General features: G+C 52.3%; 17 protein-coding genes and 1 pseudogene. 8 read left to right on the forward strand and 10 right to left on the reverse strand.

Annotated features, from left to right (window positions below; all coding sequences use genetic code 11):
• Window positions 1-12 precede the first annotated feature (12 nt).
• The 3 genes from cysI to LCF41_RS17225 form a co-directional block, all read right to left on the reverse strand.
• Window positions 13-1,746, reverse strand: coding sequence for an assimilatory sulfite reductase (NADPH) hemoprotein subunit (gene cysI, locus LCF41_RS17215; protein WP_225085609.1), 1,734 nt, complete (start codon window positions 1,744-1,746; stop codon window positions 13-15).
• Window positions 1,746-3,575 carry an NADPH-dependent assimilatory sulfite reductase flavoprotein subunit gene (gene cysJ / locus LCF41_RS17220; protein ID WP_225085610.1) on the reverse strand — a complete coding sequence of 610 codons (1,830 nt, stop codon included), beginning with the start codon at window positions 3,573-3,575 and terminating at the stop codon, window positions 1,746-1,748. Before cysJ ends, cysI begins: the two co-directional genes overlap by 1 nt.
• A gap of 279 nt (window positions 3,576-3,854) precedes the next feature.
• Complete coding sequence (locus LCF41_RS17225) at window positions 3,855-5,579, reverse strand: PilZ domain-containing protein (RefSeq protein ID WP_225085611.1); 1,725 nt, start codon at window positions 5,577-5,579, stop codon at window positions 3,855-3,857.
• Window positions 5,580-6,090: 511 nt separating this feature from the next.
• Between LCF41_RS17225 and LCF41_RS17230 the strand changes: the two genes are divergently transcribed.
• Together LCF41_RS17230 and LCF41_RS17235 are read left to right on the forward strand one after the other, a co-directional pair.
• Complete coding sequence (locus LCF41_RS17230; RefSeq protein WP_225085612.1) at window positions 6,091-6,831, forward strand: EAL domain-containing protein; 741 nt, start codon at window positions 6,091-6,093, stop codon at window positions 6,829-6,831.
• A gap of 215 nt (window positions 6,832-7,046) precedes the next feature.
• The gene (locus LCF41_RS17235) at window positions 7,047-8,726 is read left to right on the forward strand and encodes a hypothetical protein (RefSeq protein ID WP_225088214.1); all 1,680 of its coding nucleotides are present in this window, start codon (window positions 7,047-7,049) and stop codon (window positions 8,724-8,726) included.
• Window positions 8,727-8,778: 52 nt separating this feature from the next.
• On the opposite strand, the gene LCF41_RS17240 is transcribed toward LCF41_RS17235, so the two are convergent.
• A complete protein-coding gene (locus LCF41_RS17240) occupies window positions 8,779-10,071 on the reverse strand; it encodes an ABC transporter substrate-binding protein (protein WP_225085613.1) in 1,293 nt (430 codons plus the stop codon).
• A 56-nt stretch (window positions 10,072-10,127) separates the two neighbouring features.
• Between LCF41_RS17240 and LCF41_RS17245 the strand changes: the two genes are divergently transcribed.
• From LCF41_RS17245 to queD, 3 genes are all read left to right on the forward strand, one after another.
• Window positions 10,128-10,358 (forward strand): hypothetical protein, encoded by a 231-nt coding sequence (locus tag LCF41_RS17245; RefSeq protein ID WP_225085614.1) that lies wholly within the window; start codon window positions 10,128-10,130, stop codon window positions 10,356-10,358.
• Between the two features lie 291 nt (window positions 10,359-10,649).
• Window positions 10,650-11,984 (forward strand): glycoside hydrolase family 28 protein, encoded by a 1,335-nt coding sequence (locus LCF41_RS17250; RefSeq protein ID WP_225085615.1) that lies wholly within the window; start codon window positions 10,650-10,652, stop codon window positions 11,982-11,984.
• Window positions 11,985-12,065: 81 nt separating this feature from the next.
• The gene (gene queD, locus LCF41_RS17255) at window positions 12,066-12,428 is read left to right on the forward strand and encodes a 6-carboxytetrahydropterin synthase QueD (protein WP_015841518.1); all 363 of its coding nucleotides are present in this window, start codon (window positions 12,066-12,068) and stop codon (window positions 12,426-12,428) included.
• 73 nt (window positions 12,429-12,501) lie between these two features.
• On the opposite strand, the gene queE is transcribed toward queD, so the two are convergent.
• Entirely contained in the window at window positions 12,502-13,173 is a 672-nt protein-coding gene (gene queE / locus LCF41_RS17260) for a 7-carboxy-7-deazaguanine synthase QueE (RefSeq protein WP_225085616.1), read from the reverse strand.
• 203 nt (window positions 13,174-13,376) lie between these two features.
• Between queE and LCF41_RS17265 the strand changes: the two genes are divergently transcribed.
• Window positions 13,377-14,360 (forward strand): MBL fold metallo-hydrolase, encoded by a 984-nt coding sequence (locus LCF41_RS17265; RefSeq protein ID WP_225085617.1) that lies wholly within the window; start codon window positions 13,377-13,379, stop codon window positions 14,358-14,360.
• Between the two features lie 15 nt (window positions 14,361-14,375).
• Here LCF41_RS17265 and LCF41_RS17270 read toward each other — a convergent pair whose 3' ends face one another.
• The gene (locus tag LCF41_RS17270) at window positions 14,376-15,308 is read right to left on the reverse strand and encodes a LysR family transcriptional regulator (protein ID WP_225085618.1); all 933 of its coding nucleotides are present in this window, start codon (window positions 15,306-15,308) and stop codon (window positions 14,376-14,378) included.
• Window positions 15,309-15,406: 98 nt separating this feature from the next.
• Between LCF41_RS17270 and LCF41_RS17275 the strand changes: the two genes are divergently transcribed.
• Both LCF41_RS17275 and LCF41_RS17280 read left to right on the forward strand, forming a co-directional pair.
• Window positions 15,407-16,396, forward strand: a complete 990-nt coding sequence (locus LCF41_RS17275) for an MBL fold metallo-hydrolase (RefSeq protein ID WP_225085619.1) — start codon at window positions 15,407-15,409, stop codon at window positions 16,394-16,396.
• 8 nt (window positions 16,397-16,404) lie between these two features.
• A complete protein-coding gene (locus LCF41_RS17280) occupies window positions 16,405-17,151 on the forward strand; it encodes an SDR family oxidoreductase (RefSeq protein WP_225085620.1) in 747 nt (248 codons plus the stop codon).
• 377 nt (window positions 17,152-17,528) lie between these two features.
• Here the strand turns inward: LCF41_RS17280 and bglB are convergent, their stop codons facing one another.
• The 4 genes and pseudogenes from bglB to pyrG all read right to left on the reverse strand — a co-directional run bounded on the left by bglB (window position 17,529) and on the right by pyrG (window position 22,543).
• A complete protein-coding gene (gene bglB, locus LCF41_RS17285) occupies window positions 17,529-18,668 on the reverse strand; it encodes a beta-galactosidase BglB (RefSeq protein ID WP_225085621.1) in 1,140 nt (379 codons plus the stop codon).
• 43 nt (window positions 18,669-18,711) lie between these two features.
• Window positions 18,712-19,012 (reverse strand): annotated as a pseudogene (locus tag LCF41_RS17290) (hypothetical protein); the annotation flags it as partial.
• A gap of 499 nt (window positions 19,013-19,511) precedes the next feature.
• Entirely contained in the window at window positions 19,512-20,807 is a 1,296-nt protein-coding gene (gene eno, locus LCF41_RS17295; protein WP_180741677.1) for a phosphopyruvate hydratase, read from the reverse strand.
• A 98-nt stretch (window positions 20,808-20,905) separates the two neighbouring features.
• Window positions 20,906-22,543, reverse strand: coding sequence for a glutamine hydrolyzing CTP synthase (gene pyrG, locus LCF41_RS17300; protein ID WP_225085622.1), 1,638 nt, complete (start codon window positions 22,541-22,543; stop codon window positions 20,906-20,908).
• Window positions 22,544-22,578: the final 35 nt, after the last annotated feature.

A 22,578-nucleotide genomic window follows, 5' to 3' on the forward strand; every position in this document is an offset into this window, starting at 1 on the left:
CAGGCTCTCCTGTCAGTCATAAAAATCGCGGGCGGGATCCAGCACCGGTTTAATGATGTTGGTACGAATGGTGAAATCACCAAAGCCTTCATTCGGCTGGCGATCCTGCGCCCATAGCCCGATAAGCCGATCGATTTCTGCCAGGATCTCGGTTTCATTAATGTTTTCGCGATACATGCGGGGAATACGTGTTCCCTCGCGATTTCCACCGAGGTGCAGGTTATAACGTCCCACGGCTTTGCCCACCAGACCGATTTCCGCCAGCATCGCACGGCCGCAGCCGTTCGGGCAGCCCGTGACGCGCAGAACGATATGTTCATCCCCCACGCCGTGCTGCTGCATGATGTCTTCCACTTTCGTGACGAACTCTGGCAGGAAACGCTCTGCTTCCGCCATCGCCAGCGGACAGGTCGGGAACGACACGCAGGCCATCGAATTCTTGCGCTGCTCGCTGACGCCGTCATCAATCAAACCGTGTTCACGTGCCAGCGCCTCAATCTTCGCTTTACTGCGTGCAGGAACGCCCGCGATGATCAAATTCTGGTTCGCCGTTAAGCGGAAATCCCCTTTATGGATTTTAGCGATTTCCGCCAGACCCGTTTTCAACGGGCGCCCCGGGTAATCCAGAATACGGCCATTTTCGATAAACAGCGTCAGGTGCCATTTATTGTCGATACCTTTTACCCAGCCGATCCGATCGCCACGTCCGGTGAATTCATAAGGACGTACGGCTTCAAATTTCACACCGGCACGCGCTTCCACTTCCTGCTTGAAGTTCTCGACACCCACACGCTCCAGCGTGTATTTGGTTTTCGCGTTTTTACGGTTGGTACGGTTACCCCAATCGCGCTGCGTCGTCACCACCGCTTCGGCGATGGCCAGCGTATGCTCAACGGAGATATAGCCCAGCTCACTGGCCGTGCGCGGATAGGTTTCTTTGTCGCCGTGGGCGATAGAAAGCCCACCGCCCACCAACACGTTGAAGCCCACCAGACGGCCGTTATCAGCAATCGCAATAAAGTTAAGATCGTTGGCGTGCAGATCAACATCATTCTGCGGCGGGATCACCACCGTGGTTTTGAACTTACGCGGCAGATACGTCGCCCCCAGAATCGGCTCTTCATCCGTCGTCGCGACCTTTTCCTGATCCATCCAGATCTCAGCATAGGCGCGCGTGCGCGGCAGCAAATGCTCAGAGATCTTTTTCGCCCACTCGTACGCCTGCTGATGCAGCTCAGATTCCACCGGGTTGGACGTACACAGCACGTTACGATTCACATCGTTTGCCGTCGCCAGTCCATCCAGCCCAAGACGATTCAGCAGTTGATGCACTGGCTTCACGTTCGGTTTCAGAATGCCGTGAAACTGAAAAGTCTGACGGTTAGTAATACGAATACTGCCGTACAGCGTACTTTCGCTGGCAAATTTATCGATTCCCAGCCACTGTTCCGGCGTCATCACCCCGCCGGGTAAACGGCAGCGCAACATCATCGCATGGCGAGGTTCCAGCTTCTGTTCGGCACGCTCAGCGCGAATATCACGGTCATCCTGTTGATACATCCCGTGGAAGCGGATCAGCAGAAAGTTATCGCCGTTGAAGCCGCCAGTCAGACCATCATTCAGGTCTTCAGCAATCGTGCCGCGCAGAAAGTGACTTGCCAGCTTCATGCGCTCAGCATCAGCGAGTTTCCCTTCTACCACCAACGGACCAGGGTGTTTTTCACTGAAAACGTATTTTTCACTCATTAGTACACATCTCGCTGATAACGGCGCTCAAGGCGCAGGTCACTTAAAAATTCATCGGCTTGTTCACTGTCCATGCCGCCATGCTCAACTATTACATCCAACAGCGCCTGCTCGACGTCTTTGGCCATACGGTTGGCATCACCACATACATACAGGTGCGCCCCGTCCTGAATCCAGCGCCAGACTTCTGCGCCTTTTTCGCGCAGTTTGTCCTGTACATAGATCTTGTGTGCTTGATCGCGTGACCAGGCCAGATCGATATGGGTCAGCAGACCGTCTTTAACGTAGCGCTGCCATTCAACCTGATACAGAAAATCTTCCGTGAAGTGTGGGTTACCGAAGAACAGCCAGTTTTTCCCCCCGGCTCCTTCGGCATCGCGCTGCTGCATAAACGCACGGAACGGCGCAATCCCCGTGCCTGGCCCAATCATGATAACCGGCGTGTCGGAATTGGCAGGCAGACGGAAGTTATCGTTATGTTCGATGAACACGCGGATTTCATCGTCTTCGCTCAGCCTGTCGGCCAGATAGCTGGATGCGCCACCCGCGCGCGCGCGCCCTTCGTAGTCGTAGCGCACCACACCAACGGTGATGTGCACTTCGCTTTCGACTTCCGCCTGCGACGAGGCAATGGAATAAAGACGCGGCGTCAGCGGACGCAGCAGACCCAGCAGTTGATCCGCCGTCAGTTCAGTCGGTGCCTGTCGCATCATATCCACCAGCGGCGTACGCTGTGCAAACTGTTGCAGCGCAGGTTTATCGGCTATCAGCGACAGCAGTGTTTCATTACGCGACAGTGCCGCATATTTCTCGACGATCGGCGCCGTGTTCTGCGTCAGCTCGAAGTGGCTTTTCAGCGCCTGCGATAATGGCAGCATCTTGCCGTCAACGCTGACAGACTCATCGCCTTTCAGCCACAGCAACTCCAGTAGTTCCTGCACCAACGCGGGATCGTTATCAAACCACACGCCCAGCGCGTCACCTGGCTGATAACGCAAACCGGAATCCCCGAGATCGATCTCAATATGGCGCACATCTTTTTCGGAGTTACGTCCGGTGACTTTCTGATTCACCGCAAACGTGGCATGCAGCGGGGACACTTTGCTGTATGGGCTGCTGGTAATTTCATCCAGTGCCCCTTGAGAAGCGAGCTGTGCTACCGCCGTTCCCTGCACCGGGACCCGCGCCTGCAAAATATCAACTAACTGGCGGCGCCATTGCTCGGCCAGCGTCTGATAATCCACATCGGCATCAACGCGATCCAGCAGACGTTCAGCGCCTAACTCAGCCAGACGGCTGTCGAAATCCTTACCTGCCTTGCTGAAGAATTCGTAAGAGGTATCACCCAGACCAAACACAGCAAATGCCGTGTCTTTCAGCGCCGGCGCTTTTTTGGACAGCAGGAACTTATGCAGCGCAACCGCCTCTTCCGGCGGCTCCCCTTCTCCCTGCGTCGACGTCACGATCAACAGCAGTTTTTCCTGCCCGATTTGCTTAAACTTGTAATCACCCGCATTGACCAGATTGACGGACAGCTTGGCCGCCAGCAGATCGTCACGCAGCTGTTCCGCGACCCGGCGCGCATTGCCAGTCTGTGAGGCGGAGATCAGTGTGATCGTTTGTACTGGCACCGTGACTGCGGCGGCGGTCGTTGCCGTGGCGGTTATCGCCCCCGGCTGCACATTCCCAGGCTGCTGAACCAGCCCCCAGAAATAACCGGATAGCCAGGCCAGCTGAGTCGATGAGAAATCACCGGTTGCCGCCTGTAAACGCGTTAATTGCTCCGCACTCAGCGGAAGCAATGAAGTGGGGGAAACCGGAGTAGTCATTGTGATGTCTGTTTCCTTGTGCCTGTGCAGTTAGCCAACGACGCTAATACAAAAACATGCAATAAAAAGATGGATGGAGGATAAGGGTAACGATCTGCATCTTAACAATTAAAGAAATGATGGAAATATTAAATAACCAAAATGACTAAATGGTTTTTCTGATAATCCTTATTGCTTAAAGTGTTATGGCTGATGGCACGCGCGTTACATGGCGATATCAGTAAGAATGCATTCGAGAAAGCGGGGCTGCCACGCAACCCCATACAGACAGGATGTGAGTTAAATTTTCAGGACTTTCATGCCGAAATCATCTGGATTCACGATGTTTTCGAGCTGGCCGACCTGCAACAAGTCGCCTTTAGAGACGACGCTGCTGATATTGGTATCAGGAAAGCGCAGGTTCTTAACGAGGTGTACCGCAACAGGTCGGCCCTTTCTATCAATATCCATTACCCACCCGAGGAAGCCTCCCGAATATTTCGCCAGACTGCCTATCGGGTAGAGACCATAAATCTGGACATATTTGACCAACACGCCCTTGTCATAGGCGGCGTTCACCTCATAGATTTTGCGGTAGGCAGCCAATGGTGTGCGGGGCGAAACGCCATTGCGCGCATGCCTGAGCTTATTAATCGCCTTGATTACAGAGACCAGTCGGACTAAAGGCGACAATTGTTCAGCGCGTTTACCTTGCGGATAGCCGCTTCCGTCCAAACGCTCGTTAGCATTCTCAATCACATCACGGCAAGTGGGGCTGATCGCCCAGTCGAGTTCACGTAACTTCGCACACAACACTTCCACATGGCCGCTAAGGATCGCTTTCTGCGTCGGATTCATGTTGACCTTTAGCGATGGCAGACGGGCGTTAACCAGCAGCGGCTTGCCCATCGTGTGGAGTAACGCGCCCAACACCGCCTCGCGCACATGGGGATCGTGCGGATCGGCAAGAAGCAGCATATCCGCCAGCCGCCCTGCAACCTGTACCGCATGCCTGACCCAATCCGCCTCATCGCGCAGGAACGACAGCGCATACAGAAAAGCCTTTCTCTCTTTTTTGACCATATAGATCAGGGTGTCGACGCAGTCATAGAAAATCTCAACAGGCAGTTGATTGCGCGTTTTGATGTACATCAGCCCAATCTGAAGCCGATGGGCAACCTCCATGACGCCTCGTTCCATAGGCGTCTGGCGAGTACGTTTCTCACGTTCCTGGCTTTCTCGCAGCAAGAGGTTTTTCTCCTTGCTGCCCGGAATGAACAACGGGGACGAATACACCATGCTGCCAGTGACGCCAGTTCGATATGCCGCCTCTCTTTCCGACTCATGCGTATAATGAAGCAGGGCTTCAGACTGGGATGAAGACAAATTGATAAACTGGATACCGACAGCCGCATAGCCATTATTCCCAAAGGGCCGTATGTGGCGGATTCTTCCTTCGGCATAAAAGCTTTCCCCGTTAGGAAACTCCAGCGTAATGCCGGGAATATCCTGACCGACGTCAATCGCAATACTTTCCACCAGATCGATTTCAACCAGACAACCACCGGTCGATAAATTACGCAGCGTTCCAGGCACGTTAAGCGTATGCATATAAACTTCGATACGGACACGAGCCTGCATGCCAAGAATAAAAGGAATACGAATCGCCCCTCGGTTTTCAGTGACGAAAACCGAGTCTGGCAGGCGACACTCCAGACGATAAAACATACTGTCCGTCTTGAATAATTGCGTAGAAATATTACACAGACTGTAAGTTTCTCGTTCGATGTTCTCCGTACCTTTGAGCGCCTCCAAATCAAAATTCAAACCACCATCGGCAAGATATCTGTCGATATCTGAACCAGAATATTCTACTGCCAACACAATACGGTTTTTATCCAGATTCAATTCCGCAACGTCAGCCTTTAATGCATATAGCATATCCTTGGCATAGATAGACATCACATAGGGATGTTGCAGCAATGCGCTAATCACTTTAGCGGGAGGAGGAGAAAAATGTTCCACTATAATATCTACCTATTAACGCGATGGTGATATACCCCAAAATCCAAAAAGGACTTCTCTTTTTAATAAAATGAATGCTCACACGGAATTAAATGCTGATTCTTACTGAGTAGAACATCACCCAGATTCAATTCTGAGTTTTTCTCCCTCCTGATAGGATTACGAAACGGCAATCTTAACGTCGTTTATCATCCTAACAAGGATGCTATGAAGTCACAACGGTCACACGCCACTGTCAGATTGATTTAAATTCAAACAAAAACAACTTAACCACTAATTAAACAAAAATAATCAATTTAAAGCACCAAGTAAATTAATAAAATAAGAATTAAACACCAATCACAACATAGATTTAAACGATCATTATTTTTCATTCAATAGCCAATAACTATCAAATGAGAATTATTGATCATTTTAAACAATTTCCAACTATTCCAAATTGCTGTGTAGAATCCAGACGAGCAAAGCTATGGAATTCCTATTTCTATGGAGAGGGTGAGTAATCAGTAAAATGAATACAACAACATTGAATATTGATGGAAAAATTCTTAGGCTGACCGCAGAGTTCCAGCCTATCATCCATCTCCCTCACAATAAAATATTCCGCTATGAAGCCCTCGCCAGGTTTTATAATTCGGAAGGGACGCTCATATCGACTCAACAAACAATAGATAAAATAGAGAAGTATAAAGCAATTGATAAAGTGACAGACTTTATGTTTGATGTAGTCTGTCAGGTAATAAAAAACAAAAGCAGCATGACAATATCATTCAATCTTTCACATTTACTGTTTAATAACTCTGCCTATCTGGAAACGTTATACCAAAAATGCGTCATGCATCAGGTTAGCCCAAAGAATATAGAAATAGAGATCAGTGAAAAAACGACCCGACAGCAGTTAATAGACGGGATCCCCTTTTTAAATCAGGCCAAGAAATATGGCTTTATGCTTTCATTAGATGACTTCGGCGCAGGAAATCTACAAATAGACAGCCTGAGCCTGTTTGACTTCGATACCATAAAAATCGATCGCTCTATTATCGATGGCATCGGTAAAGAAGAGACAAAATCACAAAAACTAAAGGTCTTATTAAACAAACTCATTCCTCTTGGCGTAAACATTATCTGTGAAGGCGTGGAGAAGGCGACCGATTTGAACAGGTTAAACAAATACCACCCCATTGGGATTCAAGGATATATCTTCTATCGGCCACTCACATTCAGCCAATTAAGGCTGTTGGAAGGCTTTTAGCCGATATCCTTCATTTCTGTCACCCTACGTCGGCTGGTGAACGCGTCATCATGCCGCCGATAATCGACATCCCCACAATAACCGCCCCACCAACAACCTCTTACACGATCGACATTAGCGAACAGGCTCACATTTCTGGCGTTCGCTCCAGGAATTTATCCTTTGCGATAGCACATCAATGCGATACTCATACCAGTGGCAACGGGAGAAAAATGATGTGGCAACGGCGCGCGCTGGAACTCAATACGCAAGATATTTGGCATTGGCAACAGGTCCTTGCGGTCATCGATTATGCCCGCGAACAGGGTTTCAATACGCTGGTGCTAGGCGCAGCAGATTTGCTGGATAAGCTGGTCACGCCAGAAGCCTACAATAACGCGCGTTTTGACGATCGCATCAGCAGCCAGCAACGTTCTCGCTGTGTTTACCTGAATCAGGTCGCGGCGCACTGCCGTGAACAGGGGCTGGCGCTGTATCTGCAATGCAAAGAGCTGTCGTTCCCTACGGATTTACTGCTCCATCACCCGGAATTACTGGACGACAAACATAGCCTCCGTATGGATACCGATTTTTGGTGCGACTACCTTGCCGCCAAAGTCGAACTGCTGATGCAGCAGATCCCGCGGTTAAGCGGCCTGCTGTTGGCGATCTCCAATAGCGATAGCCTGCTGCGCTTTTCCGCGCCTTCTGGCGATGAGATCAACGGCGTCGTTCCCGTCACCACGCACTGGCCAACCAACGCCGACAGCGAACAGATCTATCACCGCCTCTTCTCCGCCGTCGCACGCGTGATGCACTACCATCAGCGCCACCTGGTCTTGCGTGCCTTTCCCGCCAGCCATCAGGATATCGGTAATGTCCTGAACGCCATTCGCACGCTGCCGGAATCCGTCTCTGTCGCGATCAAAGTCACGCCGGAACGCTTCTGGCCTGAGTTTCCCAATAACCCCGCGCTGCTGGATGTCAGCGGACGCGAAGTCTGGGTTGAGCTGGATTTGGCTGGGGAAGAAGTCGGCTGGGGTAACCTCCCCTTCCTGCGCTACACCGAAGTGCAAGGGCGGCTACTGTGGTGTCGGGAGAAAAATCCCGCCATTGTCAGCGCACTGTGTCGTATCAGTTGGGAGGGCGTAGATAATCACAGCGTGATCGGCACGCTCAGCGAATTTACGCTGTTCGCCTGTTCCCGTTTACTCACTCACCAGACCACATCGACCAACGAAAGTGCGCTGTTTGCACAATGGCTGATGACACGCTATGAGTGGCAACCGGATGAGGCGGTGCTGCACGCAATGCAAGCCTTGCTTGATCAGGCGCATCAGGCCATTTCCCTGTCGCTGTACACACGCCACCACGTGTTTCATCGCCACAGCCTGCTGCCAACCAGCTTTGGTCAGGCGATCTGGAGCCTGTACGGTCAGCTCAATCGTAACCACTGGTTGCCGGGCTCTGGTCAGGATATTACGTTCGATCCGCAGCATGCGGAGCTGGCTTCGCAGAACCTCTACCACATCGCGAAAGAGAAAGATGCCGCGTGGCAACTGGCGGAGCAGTGCCAGCAGGCCGCTCTGCAATTTTCTCGTGAACACACGATGCCAGAAGCGCTCAGGCAACGCTGGCAGCAGGAATGGCGCGGCCTGACGCTGTATTGCCGCGCTTTTGTTCACGCGCAGAAAGCCTTCTTTACGTTGCACTACTGCAAACAGGTGGAGAACAACTGGACGCTGCGGGAAATCGCCAAAACCAATATTCAGGCGCTGTACGGGATCGGGCATGAGATGGAAGATTTCTGCCTGCAACACCGGGCGTACCCGGTGAGCATGCATGTGATGTTTGATGCCGGGCGTCCACGCGCGTTAGCCGATAGCCTGCAACAGCAGTTGGCTGAACTGACGTAACGCACCGGCCAATAAAATACCTTAGTCAGTAACGACCTTCTCTGGTCAATGCTTAGCGAATCACCCGCTTCAGAATGCGCTCGCCTGAATTGCTGAAGTTTTTCGCCGATTCTTCCACGCTCTTCTTGCCATAGTCGAGCTGTTCGATAGTTTGCAGGATCAAGCTGGCAAGCTGAGGATCTTCAAGATAGGAGGAAACGGGCGTTTGCATCGGTTTTTCCAGCGCCAGTGATAATCCGACAACCGACAGATCGTTCGTATCCAGCTTCTGCTTTTCTTCCAACGCTTGTCTGGCAATACGGCTGAGCGGAATACCGCGCTCGGTGCCCATCAGCAGCGCGCCTTCAGGATCGTTCATCAGATAGTTCAGCAACAGCGCCGCTTCTTTCGGATGTTTGGTATTTTTACTGATAGCAAACAGCATGGAGGGTTTGAAGAACTGCCCGGAATTATCCGACCCCGGCGTCATGATGTAGGGCCCTAATTCGAGCTTGCCGGGTGCCGCCAGCGGATCGGCGTATTTCTTCACAACCGAAATCCACAGATGAGCGCCGCCGTATTCCCCATTAATCCAGGGACGCGTTTCATACATCCCGACTTTGCCGAACGCATTGTAATACTTCGAGGACGGCATCACATGTTCGTCGATCAAACGCTTATAGAAGCGAAATGCCTCGATCCATTGCGCATCACTGTAGTTAAAGCGTTTGTTCTTTTCGTCGATCATGCCAATCTGGTATTTCTGCGTCATGTAATAGTTGAGCAGTTCCAGTAATCCTTCACCACTGTCCTGTGCAGGCGAGGCGATGGGGAAATAGTTATCGCCCAGTTTCTCTTTAAATACCTTGCCCGCCTGGAACAGCTCATCCCAAGTGGTGGGATACGGTAGCCCGGCTTTCTTCCAGGTTTCCGCGTTGTAATACATCACCAGCGCATTCAGCGAGGTGGAAATCGCGTTTACTTTGCCGTCAATTGTCGCAGGTTTTAGTGCATCTTCGGGAAAATCCTGCAATTTCAGCGTATCGGTCAGCTTATTCAGGTCATAAAAACCAGTACCGGTTTTGGAAAAAATCGGCAACCAGTTCCAGTTTACCTGCATGACATCCGGTTCTTCACCGCTGGCAATCTGCGTGGTCAGACGGGATAAGTGCCCGTCCCAGCCGGTATATTCCGGCCTCACGCTGATGTGCGGATATTTTTTCTGAAACGCTTCCAGCGCAGTCAACGTCGCCTGATGACGGCTGTTTCCTCCCCACCAGGAGAGGCGTAATTCCACTGGATCAGCAGCCTGCGCAACGGAACAGAGCGCAGAGAAGGCGATGAAAATCAGTCCAAGTAATCTCATTTTTCCCCCAACGACATTATTATTGTGTGTGTTTGGCGTACTGGTGTGGTGTGTGGATGAGAAAGCGGGTCGGGTACGTAACCGCCTGGCATTTTGGGAATCAACCTATCCCTCACCCTGACAAGATAGGCAGAACCCTTTTCGTCGCGCCAGCCGCGATGGCGGGAAAACGCGTGATTTGCGGGACTGGCGGAAGAAATGGTGATGGCCGCGTCGCGCTAGTCGGCGTTTCAACCACGCGACGCGAGCGCTATCTGGCACAGCAGGGAGGTGCCTCACATCATTAACTGACGCACCACACTAAAAAGAGATTTAATTCACAAATAAGAAACACAAAAACAACAAAACTGCACCGCGCGGGCGGTAAAAGAGAAAAAGCAGCGTAAAAACGTGATGAAACACACATCGTATAAAACACCGCCTCACCTTCTTCGTTATGCCTTTCACATTCTCTTACGCCACATGCCATACGCTGTGAAGCCCGCTCCAACCTCCGCAGATTTCATCACAACAGGCGCAGCCAAAGACCAGCAAACGTGCTGCAATCCATTCATTAATGGCAAACCGTGGATGACACGATGAAACACTCTATTCAGTCATACTCCCCCGCTGCCGACGGCATCACGCTGGATACCGCCGTCTTTCAACAGGCTATCGATCGGATTGCGGCACAGGGCGGCGGCACCCTGACGGTCGAGCCAGGGCGCTATCTATTAGGAGGATTGCTGCTGCCGTCCAATTTTTGCCTGCTGTTGGAAGCGGGAGCAGAGTTAATCGTCAGCGGTGACTATGAGCAATTTACGCAGGCCACCACCATCAGCATGGCCGAACTCTCGCACCGTGCATTTCTTTATGCTTATCAGCAACGCAATGTCACGATCTGCGGTCAGGGTAAGATCATGGGAAATGCCGACGCCTATTTCTCGGCAGAATCTGACGATCAGGGCTATCGCCTGCCTGCGCAACATCGACCACGCATTGTAGTCTTTGAGGATTGCGAACACGTTCGCCTGTGTGATTTTACGATTGAGCACGCCCCAATGTGGACCGTGCATCTGGTTAGCTGTCGTCAAATCATCGTCGAGCGTCTGACCATTGATAACGATCTGAGCATGGCGAACACCGATGCGCTGGATCTCGACAGTTGTCAGCAGGTACAAATCAGTAACTGTTCGCTGAGCGCCGCTGATGATGCGCTGTGCATCAAAACCACCCATAAGCCGCCCCATCTGCAACGTAAAGTGCAGCAGGTCGTCATCAGCAATTGTCTGTTGCGATCCAAGAGTTGCGCCCTGAAGGTCGGCACCGAAACCTTTGCCGATATTGAAGATATTTCTGTCAGCAACTGTGCCATTTACGAGACCAACCGAGCCATTGGCCTGATCTCCCGCGATGGCGGCACGTTCCGACGTCTACAGTTCAGCAACATTACGTTCCACTGTGTCGCTGCGCATCCGTGCCATTGGGGCAAGGCTGACCCGATCTTTATTTCCGTACGCTATCGCGATCCCGTTATCGAACCGGGCCGGATCGAAGCGGTACAGTTTTCTCAGATCGCAGGGATCAGCGAGGGGGCAATTAACCTGCACAGCACGCCTGTAGGCTACATTCGCGATGTCCATTTCCATGCCGTGCACCTCGAACAGCGGCAAAGCGACTCGCCAGAACAGGGCATGTACGATGTACGCCCGCCCTGCAACCCGGAACGCCCTACGGGTATGGGGCTGGATAATGCCTATCGGGTCGATCCCACAACGGGACGTGCATTCGGCGTTGAGGCCTACCCTGGCGGTATGCCTGCGTTATTCGCGCGTGGCGTTGTGAACCTGACCACCAGCCACATGACGTTCCACCGCCCTGAACCACTGCCTTCCGGCTGGAGCCACGCGACGATAGTGCAGTTGGAAGAGTAAGCGCTTTCGGGTAGTATGCGACGGTTTTTGCATACTGTGTTCTGAAAGCCCCTTTTTCAGAACGAAACCGGGAACCTCGCTATGGTCACTACGCTATTTAAAGATTTTCAGTTTGAAGCCGCGCATCATTTGCCTCACGTGCCGGAAGGCCACAAATGCGGGCGGCTGCATGGGCACTCTTTCATGGTGAGACTGGAAATTACCGGTGAAGTGGATCCGCATACCGGCTGGGTGATGGATTTCTCTGAGCTGAAAGCCGCGTTCAAACCGACGTGGGAACGGTTGGATCACCACTATCTGAATGAGATCCCTGGATTGGAAAACCCAACCAGCGAGGTGCTGGCGCACTGGATCTGGCATCAGTTGAAGCCGACATTACCGCTGCTCAGCGCCGTGATGGTGAAAGAAACGTGCACCGCTGGCTGCGTCTATAAAGGCGAGTAATGAGGCACCGCGGCGCGATGAACATCCTGCTCTCACGCCGCGACGATCAGCCGCTATCATCAGTAGATAAATATCAGGCGATATTCAGGTACTTATGTGTCTGCATAGACAGCCGCCAGTTACGGGCGATGCAGGTCGCGATACACAGTTTGGTCGCATCGTCTTTCTGGCTGATCGGTTGTAGCGCGATAATGCGCGGCTTATCATCATCAAGCCGCGCCAGTAGCGCATCCAACGCTTCAATGTCACGCTCACGCGCCACCGGGTGTTTGATCTCATCCGCCCGTTGCAACGCCTGATCGAGCACCTTCATGCCACCGCGCATATTTACTTTCGGCGATACCGTCACCCAGGTTTTGGGCGAGCAGCGCACATCGTGCGTACCGCTGGTTTCGATCTGACAGCTGAAACCCTGTTTTTCCAGCTGTAGCGTCAGCGGTGCCAAATCGTGGATGCAAGGTTCACCGCCCGTGATCACAATGTGGCGTGCCGTATAGCCTTGCTGCGTCATCAGCGCCAGAATATCGTCCGCACTCGCCGCACCCCAGGCATCGCTTTCTTCCGTTTTTACCAGCACCTGATCCAATGAGGTTTCCCGCTCTGCCAGTTTGTCCCAGGTGTGTTTGGTATCGCACCAGCTACAGCCGACCGGGCACCCTTGCAGGCGCACAAACACCGCCGGCACACCGGTAAAATAGCCTTCGCCCTGTAACGTCTGGAATATTTCATTAATCGGGTACTGCATGGTTTTCACTGTCTCGTTCACTTAAAAAGGCATTATACCCTAAATCCTCCACGTTGCAGGACGGCGGCGATGCCGTGGCAAATCTGGCGGACACATACGGTTCGGGGACAGTTGAGTAATTCGCCCCATGCGTCAATAATCAATCTGTTGTTAGGATTTCACCTGCATTCGTTACGTTTCATTACTAACAAGGACAAGAATCAATGAAGTTATTGAAACCGTTAGCCCTATTACTCGTCTCGTGTGCCTTTGTGCCTGTATTTGCTCAGGCGCAGGACATCGCGCAGATTAAAACCCAGCCGGGCTATTACCGTATTATGCTCGGACAGTTCGAAATCACGGCACTGTCTGACGGCACCAACACCATGCCGATGGATAAACTGTTGCAGAGGACACCACCGGAAAAAATCACTGAACTGCTGGCAGAGAAAGCGCTGACGCCGCAGGTGGAAACCTCCATCAACGCCTATTTGGTCAATACCGGCAAACACCTGATTCTGATAGACACGGGCAACGGCAAACAAAGCAATCCTACCGTAGGAAAAGTGCTGCCGAACCTGATCGCGGCGGGCTACAAGCCTGAGCAGGTCGATACCATATTGATGACCCATCTGCACGGCGACCATTTTGGTGGTCTGGTACAGGACAGTAAGCTGAACTACCCGAACGCTACCGTGTATGTCAGCCAGCCAGAAACCGACTTCTGGCTCAGCCCAGATAATCTGAAGAGTGCGCCAGAGAGCAGAAAGGCCGCGTTCCAACGCGTGCAAAGTACCTTTGATGCCATTCGCAAAGAGAACAAGCTGAAAACGTTCCCAGCTCAGCAGACAGCACTGTTGCCTGGTGTCACCGCGATCCCAAGCCCGGGACATACGCCGGGGCATACGTCGTTTCTGATTGAGAGCGAAGGCAAAAAACTGCTGGCATGGGGAGACATCATTCATGCGGAAGCGGTACAGATGAGCTTACCGGCCACCACCATCAGCTTTGATTCAAATATGGATCAGGCGACAGAATCCCGTAATAAAACGCTGGCCGACGCCGCCAGTCAGGGTTACTGGGTTGCAGGCGCTCATCTGCCCTTCCCCGGCATCGGCCACGTGGGTACACGTCTGGAACGCAACGGCACCACCAACGGCTACCGCTGGCTTCCGGCGAATTACAGTGTGGCAGGATTATCGCAATAATCTCCTTGCCGTCACTCAAGCAGGGGGCGGTTCCGTCCCTTGCTCTGCCACCACCTCAGCAATTTGCCCATACAGCCACGTTATCGCCGGATTACTGTCCTGTCTGGCATGCCAGAGCGCCGAGAGCGTATAGGTCGGTAACGCAAGCGGCACGGGGCTATCGATCAAGCCATAATGCTGACACCACTGCGTCGCCAGCTTTTCCGGCACGGTAGCGATTGACGGTGTTTGCTGCAAGATTCCCGGCAGAGCGGAGAAATGCGGCGTGGTGTAATAAATTGTCCGCGCCATTCCCTGCTTTTCCAACATGTCGTCCACAATGCCATGCGCACGTTCACGGTAGGTCACCAGTAAATGACGCTGTTGGCTGTATACGGTCAAAGAAAGAGGACGCGGCAGATCAAGCTGCTGCGGATGCCACAACGCCCTGAATCCTGACGAGAGTAAGGCTTGTTGCTTCAGCCAACCTGCCTGTGAACTGGCGACGGACACCACCAGATCGATGCTGTCATTTTCCAGACGTGCCACATCCAAAAACGGATCGGTGGCCACAAGGTTGATACGTAAATAAGGAGCATGGGTTTTGAGCCGTTTCAGCAGTAGCGGCATCAACCAGATTTCTACCCAATCGGTCATTCCCAGCGTAATCACACGCGAATCGGTCAGCGGATCAAACCTCTCAGGCTCACCCAGAACCGACTGTAAGTGTTCAAAAACAGGTGACAACTGGGTCGCCAGATAATCCGCACGCGCCGTCGGGCGCATCACCTGTCCCGTACGGATAAACAGCGGATCGTCAAACAGCGTACGTAAACGCGCCAGCGCCCCGCTCACGGCAGGCTGTCCCAAATGCAGCTTATCCGCCGCTGCGGAGACACTTTTCTCGCGATACAGCACCAGAAATGTCACCAGCAGGTTTAAATCCACGCCGTAAAAATCATTTTCCATGATAGTCAGTATCAAATTAATCAATTTGAACAATAGTACCGCTAGCAGAATAATCGTTCCACTCCCTGACGAGCAGGGCCACTTTCTAAGAGTGCACAATGAAAATGAATCTTCTGAAACAGACATTATTACCCGTGGTTTTGTCAGCAGGGGCGTCCTTTATCGCCGAAGCAGAATCGGTGCCTCAACAAAGAACACAGGCACCAGGCTATTATCGGATGATGCTAGGCCAGTTTGAAATTACCGCTCTTTCTGACGGTACGGTCACCATTCCGCTGGATAAATTGCTCACCCATATTCCCCACGAGGAAATGCTGCACCTGCTGGCGCAAAAGAATCTCCAGCCACAGGTTGAAACCTCGATTAATGCGTACCTCATTAATACGGGTAAACAGCTGATACTGGTCGATACAGGGGCCGGGCCGCTATTCGGCAAACAAGGAGGGAAATTACCCGATAATCTGCGCGCCGCGGGTTACCCACCCGAGAAGATCGATACCGTTTTGCTGACCCATATTCATGCCGACCATTCCGGCGGCGTGTCGCGTGACGGCAAGCTGGTTTTCCCTAATGCCACCGTTTATGTTAACCAGAAGGATGCGGATTTCTGGCTCAATCCGGCCAACAGCGCGCATGTGCGGGAGAGCGAGAAACACACGTTCGGACAATCTGAAGATTCACTGCAACCTGTGATTGCCGCCCATAGGCTAAAAACCTTCTCCGGCCAGCAGCAGCTTTTTCCCGGCATTACCGCTATACCAGCACCGGGACATACGCCGGGGCACAGCCTTTATCAGATCGAAAGTGATGGTCAAAAACTGACGCTCTGGGGCGATACGATCCATGCCGAAGCCGTACAATTTCCTCGCCCCCTGACCACGATCGACTTCGATCGCAATATGGATGAAGCCGCAGAAGCGCGTTTACAGATTCTGGCAGAGGCCGCACGCAATAATGAATGGATTGGTGCGGCACACATTTCCTTCCCCGGTTTAGGCCAGGTCAAAGCCGTGTATGATGCTAACGGTAAACCAAACGGTTACCGCTGGCTCCCGGCGAATTACAGTATGGCGGGGCTCAAAAACTAAGGGGCAGAATGGAATTCATTACGTTGATTACTGGCGGTTCGCGCGGCATTGGCCGCGCCACCGCGTGCTATCTGGCAGGAAAAGGCCACAAGATTTGCATCGGCTATCGTACACAAAGGGACAGCGCACATAGCGTCCTCGAAGAGATTCGCGCTAAAGGCGGAACGGCCATCGCCGTTCAGGTCGATATCGCCGATGAAGAGCAAGTTATTGCTCTTTTTAAACGGATGGATAAAGAACTTGGCTGCCTCACCGGTCTGGTGAATAACGCTGCGATGCTTAAACCCCAAGCCACGATTGAACAGCTTGATGCTGTGCGGCTTAACGACATGTTTGCGACCAATACGGTGGGCAGTTTTCTCTGTGCCCGAGAAGCGGTCAAGCGTATGGCATTCCGCCATGGTGGAAAAGGCGGGGCGATCGTCAACGTGTCATCCGCCGCCGCCCGCCTAGGGTCACCGCATGAATATATTGATTATGCGGCATCAAAGGGCGCGCTCGATACGCTGACCATTGGTTTATCGCTGGAAGTTGCCGATCAGGGCATTCGCGTTAACGCCGTGCGTCCCGGTTTTATTTATACCGATATGCACGCTGACGGCGGCGAACCGGCACGAGTCGATCGCATCAAACATTCGCTACCCATGAAACGAGGTGGTCACCCGATGGAGGTCGCGCAAGCAATAGGCTGGCTGCTATCGGATGACGCGTCTTACGTTACTGGGAATTTTATCGATCTGGCTGGCGGGAAATAAAGCATTCCTCTTACCTTCACGAGTTTCTTATACACAAATACAAATGCCGCGAATTATTATGGGTTTTGCCGTTATCCGGCGTAAAAATTATGCAGCGGTGGGCTTGGCCGCCGAGTGAGCGGCATGGATGCCGCGAAAGTCAGTGCCGCGTCGGGAACGCGTCACTGACGGCTCGAATCGCGGTCAGGAACACCGATGGCACCGCGTAGCGGCATAATTTAGCCGGAAGCCTGGGTTCGCAGGGTGGCGGCGACTGAGCCACCTTGCGTCGGGCGCGTATACGGTATCGCATATGAATAGCGGCAGTATCGCGCACGAAACATGCCCCTTAGCCAGCATAATAAATATGACTAAGAGACAACATTCATGTTAACCCGTTACAGATACACCCGTAAGTATTCCGCCAGACACAGAATCGCCATTGCCTGACCGTACGGCATGGAGGTCAGCGCGATGTTGCGGTAGAAATCCAGATCGTTGCCCATCGCGGTGCCGAATGACACCTGCGTCAGTTCGCCGTCCTCATTAACGTGATTAATCACGCCGCGAATCGCTTTCTCCGCCACTTCAGCGTAGCTCGGGTCGACATAGCGCTTGCGCACCGCTTTCAAAATACCGTAGGCAAAACCGGCGGTTGCCGAGCTTTCAAGGTAAGAATTCGGATCGTCGATCAGCGTGTGCCACAGACCGCTGTCATCCTGATATTTCGCCAGTGCTTCAATCTGGCTTTCCAGCACCTGCAACAGGAAGCGGCGCGTCGCATTGTGTTTCGGCAGATCCAGCAGTTCAATAAATTCAGGAATCACGATGGTCAGCCAGCTGTTGCCACGCGCCCAGCGTGCTTTGGCGTAGTTGTGCTGCCCTTCGAACGTCCAGCCGTGGAACCACAGGCCGCTTTCGCGATCCATCAAATATTGCACATGCAACAGGAACTGATACGTGGCTTCTTCCACAAACTCCGGCCGGTTTAACAGCTTGCCGATTTTCGCCAGCGGCAGCACGCTCATCATCAGCGTGTCATCCCACAGTTGCTGATGGTTTTCATTGTTATAAACAATATGCTGCAAGCCCTGCTTGTCCGTGCGCGGCATTTCATACATCACCCATTCTGCCCAGCGCTCCAGATACGGCAACCAGCGCGCATCGCCCGTTTCTTCATAGCGATAAGCCAGCGTCAGGAACGGGCACACCGTGTTCACATTCTTCGTCGGCGTGCCTTCCGCCAGACGCGCGGTAAACCAGTCGTCGATGATGGCGCGCATCTGCTCGTCGCCCGTTTGCTGATAATACTGGTAAATCCCGTACAGCCCGATGCCGTGCGTCCATTCCCAGCCCGCCCAGCCTTTGGTATCAATCACCCGACCATCGTCCAGCCGTAACAAGAACTCACCGGTTTTATCCTCAATATTCACCAGATTGTCGGTGATGCGGCAAATCAGCGCCTTCAGATCCTCACGGGAGATGAAGCGTTCCGGCTGACGTAAAAGCGGGCTATGTTTTACACTGAATACGGTCATAGTCATTCATCCAATTGAGTTATCAGTTAACAGTTCAATACAGTTACGACTGCGTGGCATGCGTGACCGACTTGTCGCCTTTATGGCGATTCAGGTAGCCGATGTTGTTGTTGCCCCACAGCGATTCATACGGCATACCGGCCAGCATTTCGACCGTTGCCCGCGCCTGCGGCGTAATCTTTTCCGGCACAGGGCGTCCGGCTTCGCACATTTTCAGCGTTTCTTCCCGCAGCACGCTGTGCGGTGATCACATCATCCACATCGGCGATGTAAGTGTTCCACGGCACGTAGTTGATTCCGCCGCGCCCAATGCACGCCAGCCCAGAACTCAACAACAGCAGAGAGCTAAATAGTTAGCCAAACCGATCTTACGCATTTTCATCGCCATCCTTCTCCGAACATTTTTAATTATGAAGGTGTCACGCTGCTACGGTAGCGCCCGGCGATCGTGAAAACCTTTGCGCTTTTGCCACCCCTCGTCACACGCTGGCAACATGGGGAAGATGGGTGCGATCCGCGTCAAAGATTTTATAAAAACCGATTTTAGCTGAACGAAACCCGTAGTTAGCTTATGGCGATCACAGGATAGAAGAAGGGGTTTAGTTGATGGAGGTGGCACTGTCTGTAATTGAAGAGAAATTCAAGAAACTGGATGTGCTATACGGCATAAAAACCGTCGAAAGCGTTTTTCAACGTTGCGCAGCAACGGCCCGAAGGGTGGCAGACAAGGATGTCTGCCATAAAAAAATCCAGAAACGTTTTCACGCTTCTGGATTTTTAGGGTTAATCACGTTGGCGTATATCAGGCCGTTTTCTCAGCGACCTGATACGCCAGAAACGCAATTACTGGCCTTTAACTTCTTTCAGACCGTTGAACGGTGCAGCATCACCCAGCGCTTCTTCGATACGAATCAGCTGGTTGTATTTAGCAACGCGGTCAGAACGGCTCATAGATCCGGTTTTGATCTGACCAGCCGCTGTACCTACTGCCAGGTCAGCGATGGTTGCATCTTCAGTCTCGCCTGAACGGTGAGAGATAACAGCCGTGTAGCCTGCATCTTTCGCCATTTTAATTGCAGCCAGCGTTTCGGTCAGAGAACCGATCTGGTTGAATTTGATCAGGATGGAGTTAGCGATGCCTTTCTCGATACCTTCTTTCAGGATCTTGGTGTTGGTTACGAACAGATCGTCACCAACCAGCTGGATTTTGTCGCCCAGAACTTTAGTCTGGTACGCGAAGCCAGCCCAATCAGATTCGTCCAGACCGTCTTCGATAGATACGATTGGGTACTGTTTAGTCAGATCTTCCAGGAAGTGAGTGAATTCTTCAGAGGTGAACGCTTTGTTGCCTTCGCCAGCCAGAACGTATTTACCGTCTTTGTAGAATTCAGATGCTGCACAGTCCATCGCCAACGTAATGTCTTTGCCCAGCTCGTAGCCTGCCGCTTTTACCGCTTCAGCGATAACAGCCAGCGCTTCGGCGTTGGAACCCAGGTTAGGCGCGTAGCCACCTTCGTCACCCACAGCCGTGCTCATGCCTTTAGACTTCAGAACTTTAGCCAGGTTGTGGAACACTTCAGAACCCATACGAACAGCTTCTTTCAGGGTTTTCGCGCCAACAGGCTGAATCATGAACTCTTGGATATCAACGTTGTTATCTGCGTGCTCGCCGCCGTTGATGATGTTCATCATTGGCAGTGGCATAGAGTATTTTCCTGGGGTGCCGTTCAGTTCAGCGATGTGAGCATACAGCGGCAGGCCTTTTGACGCAGCAGCAGCTTTAGCGGCAGCCAGAGAAACAGCCAGAATGGCGTTAGCACCAAATTTGGATTTGTTGTCGGTACCATCCAGATCGATCATGATCTTGTCGATGTTCGCCTGATCTTTCGCGTCTTTACCCACAACAGCCTGAGCAATCGGGCCGTTAACAGCGGCAACGGCTTTCGTTACGCCTTTGCCCAGAAAACGGGATTTGTCACCGTCACGCAGTTCCAGCGCTTCGCGAGAGCCAGTAGAAGCTCCTGATGGCGCAGCAGCCAGACCTACAAAACCACCTTCCAGATGAACTTCCGCTTCAACAGTTGGGTTTCCGCGTGAGTCGATGATTTCACGGCCGATGACTTTAACAATTTTGGACATTAGATTTTCCTCAGTACAAGTTAAACTAAAACTTTAGACAGAACTAAAACCCTAGACGAGCAACGCGCGATAGCGATCGCGCGTTGCTGATATAACTCTTACTTCACCTGACGCTTCTGGTACGCGCCAGCGGCTTTCACAAAGCCGGCAAACAGGGGATGTCCATCTCGCGGCGTTGATGTGAATTCCGGGTGGAATTGACAGGCAACGAACCAGGGATGATCGGGTAACTCAACAATCTCCACCAGTTTGCGGTCGGCGGAAAGACCAGCAACCCGTAATCCCGCCGCTTCAATCTGTTTCAACAGCATGTTGTTCACTTCATAACGATGACGGTGACGTTCGATAATCGTCTGTTCACCGTACATCTGACGCACCAGACTGCCTTCGGTCAGATGGCATTGCTGCCCGCCAACGCGCATGGTGCCGCCCAGATCGCTGGCTTCATCACGGACTTCAACATTGCCGTTCTCATCACGCCATTCCGTGATCAGCGCAACCACCGGGTACTTACAGTCTGGCATAAACTCCGTTGAGTTTGCGCCTTCCATTCCGACAACGTTACGGGCAAATTCCATTAATGCGACCTGCATCCCCAGGCAAATGCCCAGATAAGGGATATGGTTCTCACGGGCATAACGCGCCGCCATGATTTTCCCTTCGACGCCACGGTAGCCAAAACCGCCTGGAATCAGAATCGCGTCTAAATCTTTCAATACGTCGACACCACGGGTTTCGACATCTTGCGAGTCGATCAGCTTGATATTCACCGTCAGACGGTTCTTCAAGCCGCCGTGTTTCAGCGCTTCAATCACGGATTTGTAGGCATCCGGCAGCGCAACATATTTGCCGACCATACCGATAGTCACTTCACCGCCCGGATTCGCTTCTTCATACACAACCTGTTCCCATTCTGACAGGTTGGCTTCAGGGCAGTTCAAGCTGAATCGTTTACAAATATAATCGTCCAGCCCCTGTGATTTCAATAGCGCCGGGATTTTATAAATCGAATCAATGTCTTTAAGGGATATTACTGCTTTTTCCGGCACATTACAGAATAAAGCAATTTTTGCACGCTCATTGGCGGGCACCGTGCGGTCGGAACGGCAAATCAGCACGTCAGGCTGGATACCGATGGAAAGCAGCTCTTTAACAGAGTGCTGCGTCGGCTTGGTTTTCACTTCGCCCGCCGCCGCAAGATACGGCACCAGCGTCAGGTGCATAAACAGCGTGTGCTCGCGGCCGACTTGTACCGCCATCTGCCGAATCGCTTCAAGGAACGGCAATGATTCGATATCACCGACGGTACCACCGATTTCAACCAGAACGACATCGTGGCCTTCGCCACCTTCAATGATGCGCTCTTTAATCGCGTTAGTGATATGTGGAATCACCTGAATGGTCGCGCCCAGATAGTCGCCACGGCGCTCTTTGCGCAGGACATCAGAGTAGATACGGCCAGTGGTGAAGTTGTTGCGGCGCGACATTTTAGTGCGGATGAAACGCTCGTAGTGACCCAAGTCCAGATCGGTTTCGGCGCCGTCTTCGGTGACAAAGACTTCACCGTGCTGCGTCGGGCTCATCGTGCCCGGATCCACGTTGATGTACGGGTCCAGTTTCATGATGGTAACGTTGAGGCCACGGGCTTCGAGAATAGCCGCCAGAGAGGCTGCGGCAATGCCTTTACCCAGAGAGGAAACGACCCCGCCGGTCACAAAAATATAATTAGTTGTCATGCTGAACCTGAGAGTTTAGGTTTAAAGACGATGGA

It is taken from the genome of Pectobacterium colocasium (assembly GCF_020181655.1).
GTDB classification, from domain to species: domain Bacteria; phylum Pseudomonadota; class Gammaproteobacteria; order Enterobacterales; family Enterobacteriaceae; genus Pectobacterium; species Pectobacterium colocasium.

Excerpts from the sequence above, each read along its gene's own strand:
- cysI (WP_225085609.1), bottom strand. The coding sequence starts at position 1,746 with ATGAGTGAAAAATACGTTTTCAGTGAAAAACACCCTGGTCCGTTGGTG.
- cysJ (WP_225085610.1), bottom strand. The coding sequence starts at position 3,575 with ATGACTACTCCGGTTTCCCCCACTTCATTGCTTCCGCTGAGTGCGGAG.
- LCF41_RS17230 (WP_225085612.1), top strand. The coding sequence starts at position 6,091 with ATGAATACAACAACATTGAATATTGATGGAAAAATTCTTAGGCTGACC.
- LCF41_RS17235 (WP_225088214.1), top strand. The coding sequence starts at position 7,047 with ATGTGGCAACGGCGCGCGCTGGAACTCAATACGCAAGATATTTGGCAT.
- LCF41_RS17240 (WP_225085613.1), bottom strand. The coding sequence starts at position 10,071 with ATGAGATTACTTGGACTGATTTTCATCGCCTTCTCTGCGCTCTGTTCC.
- LCF41_RS17245 (WP_225085614.1), top strand. The coding sequence starts at position 10,128 with ATGAGAAAGCGGGTCGGGTACGTAACCGCCTGGCATTTTGGGAATCAA.
- LCF41_RS17250 (WP_225085615.1), top strand. The coding sequence starts at position 10,650 with ATGAAACACTCTATTCAGTCATACTCCCCCGCTGCCGACGGCATCACG.
- queD (WP_015841518.1), top strand. The coding sequence starts at position 12,066 with ATGGTCACTACGCTATTTAAAGATTTTCAGTTTGAAGCCGCGCATCAT.
- queE (WP_225085616.1), bottom strand. The coding sequence starts at position 13,173 with ATGCAGTACCCGATTAATGAAATATTCCAGACGTTACAGGGCGAAGGC.
- LCF41_RS17265 (WP_225085617.1), top strand. The coding sequence starts at position 13,377 with ATGAAGTTATTGAAACCGTTAGCCCTATTACTCGTCTCGTGTGCCTTT.
- LCF41_RS17270 (WP_225085618.1), bottom strand. The coding sequence starts at position 15,308 with ATGGAAAATGATTTTTACGGCGTGGATTTAAACCTGCTGGTGACATTT.
- LCF41_RS17275 (WP_225085619.1), top strand. The coding sequence starts at position 15,407 with ATGAAAATGAATCTTCTGAAACAGACATTATTACCCGTGGTTTTGTCA.
- LCF41_RS17280 (WP_225085620.1), top strand. The coding sequence starts at position 16,405 with ATGGAATTCATTACGTTGATTACTGGCGGTTCGCGCGGCATTGGCCGC.
- bglB (WP_225085621.1), bottom strand. The coding sequence starts at position 18,668 with ATGACCGTATTCAGTGTAAAACATAGCCCGCTTTTACGTCAGCCGGAA.
- eno (WP_180741677.1), bottom strand. The coding sequence starts at position 20,807 with ATGTCCAAAATTGTTAAAGTCATCGGCCGTGAAATCATCGACTCACGC.
- pyrG (WP_225085622.1), bottom strand. The coding sequence starts at position 22,543 with ATGACAACTAATTATATTTTTGTGACCGGCGGGGTCGTTTCCTCTCTG.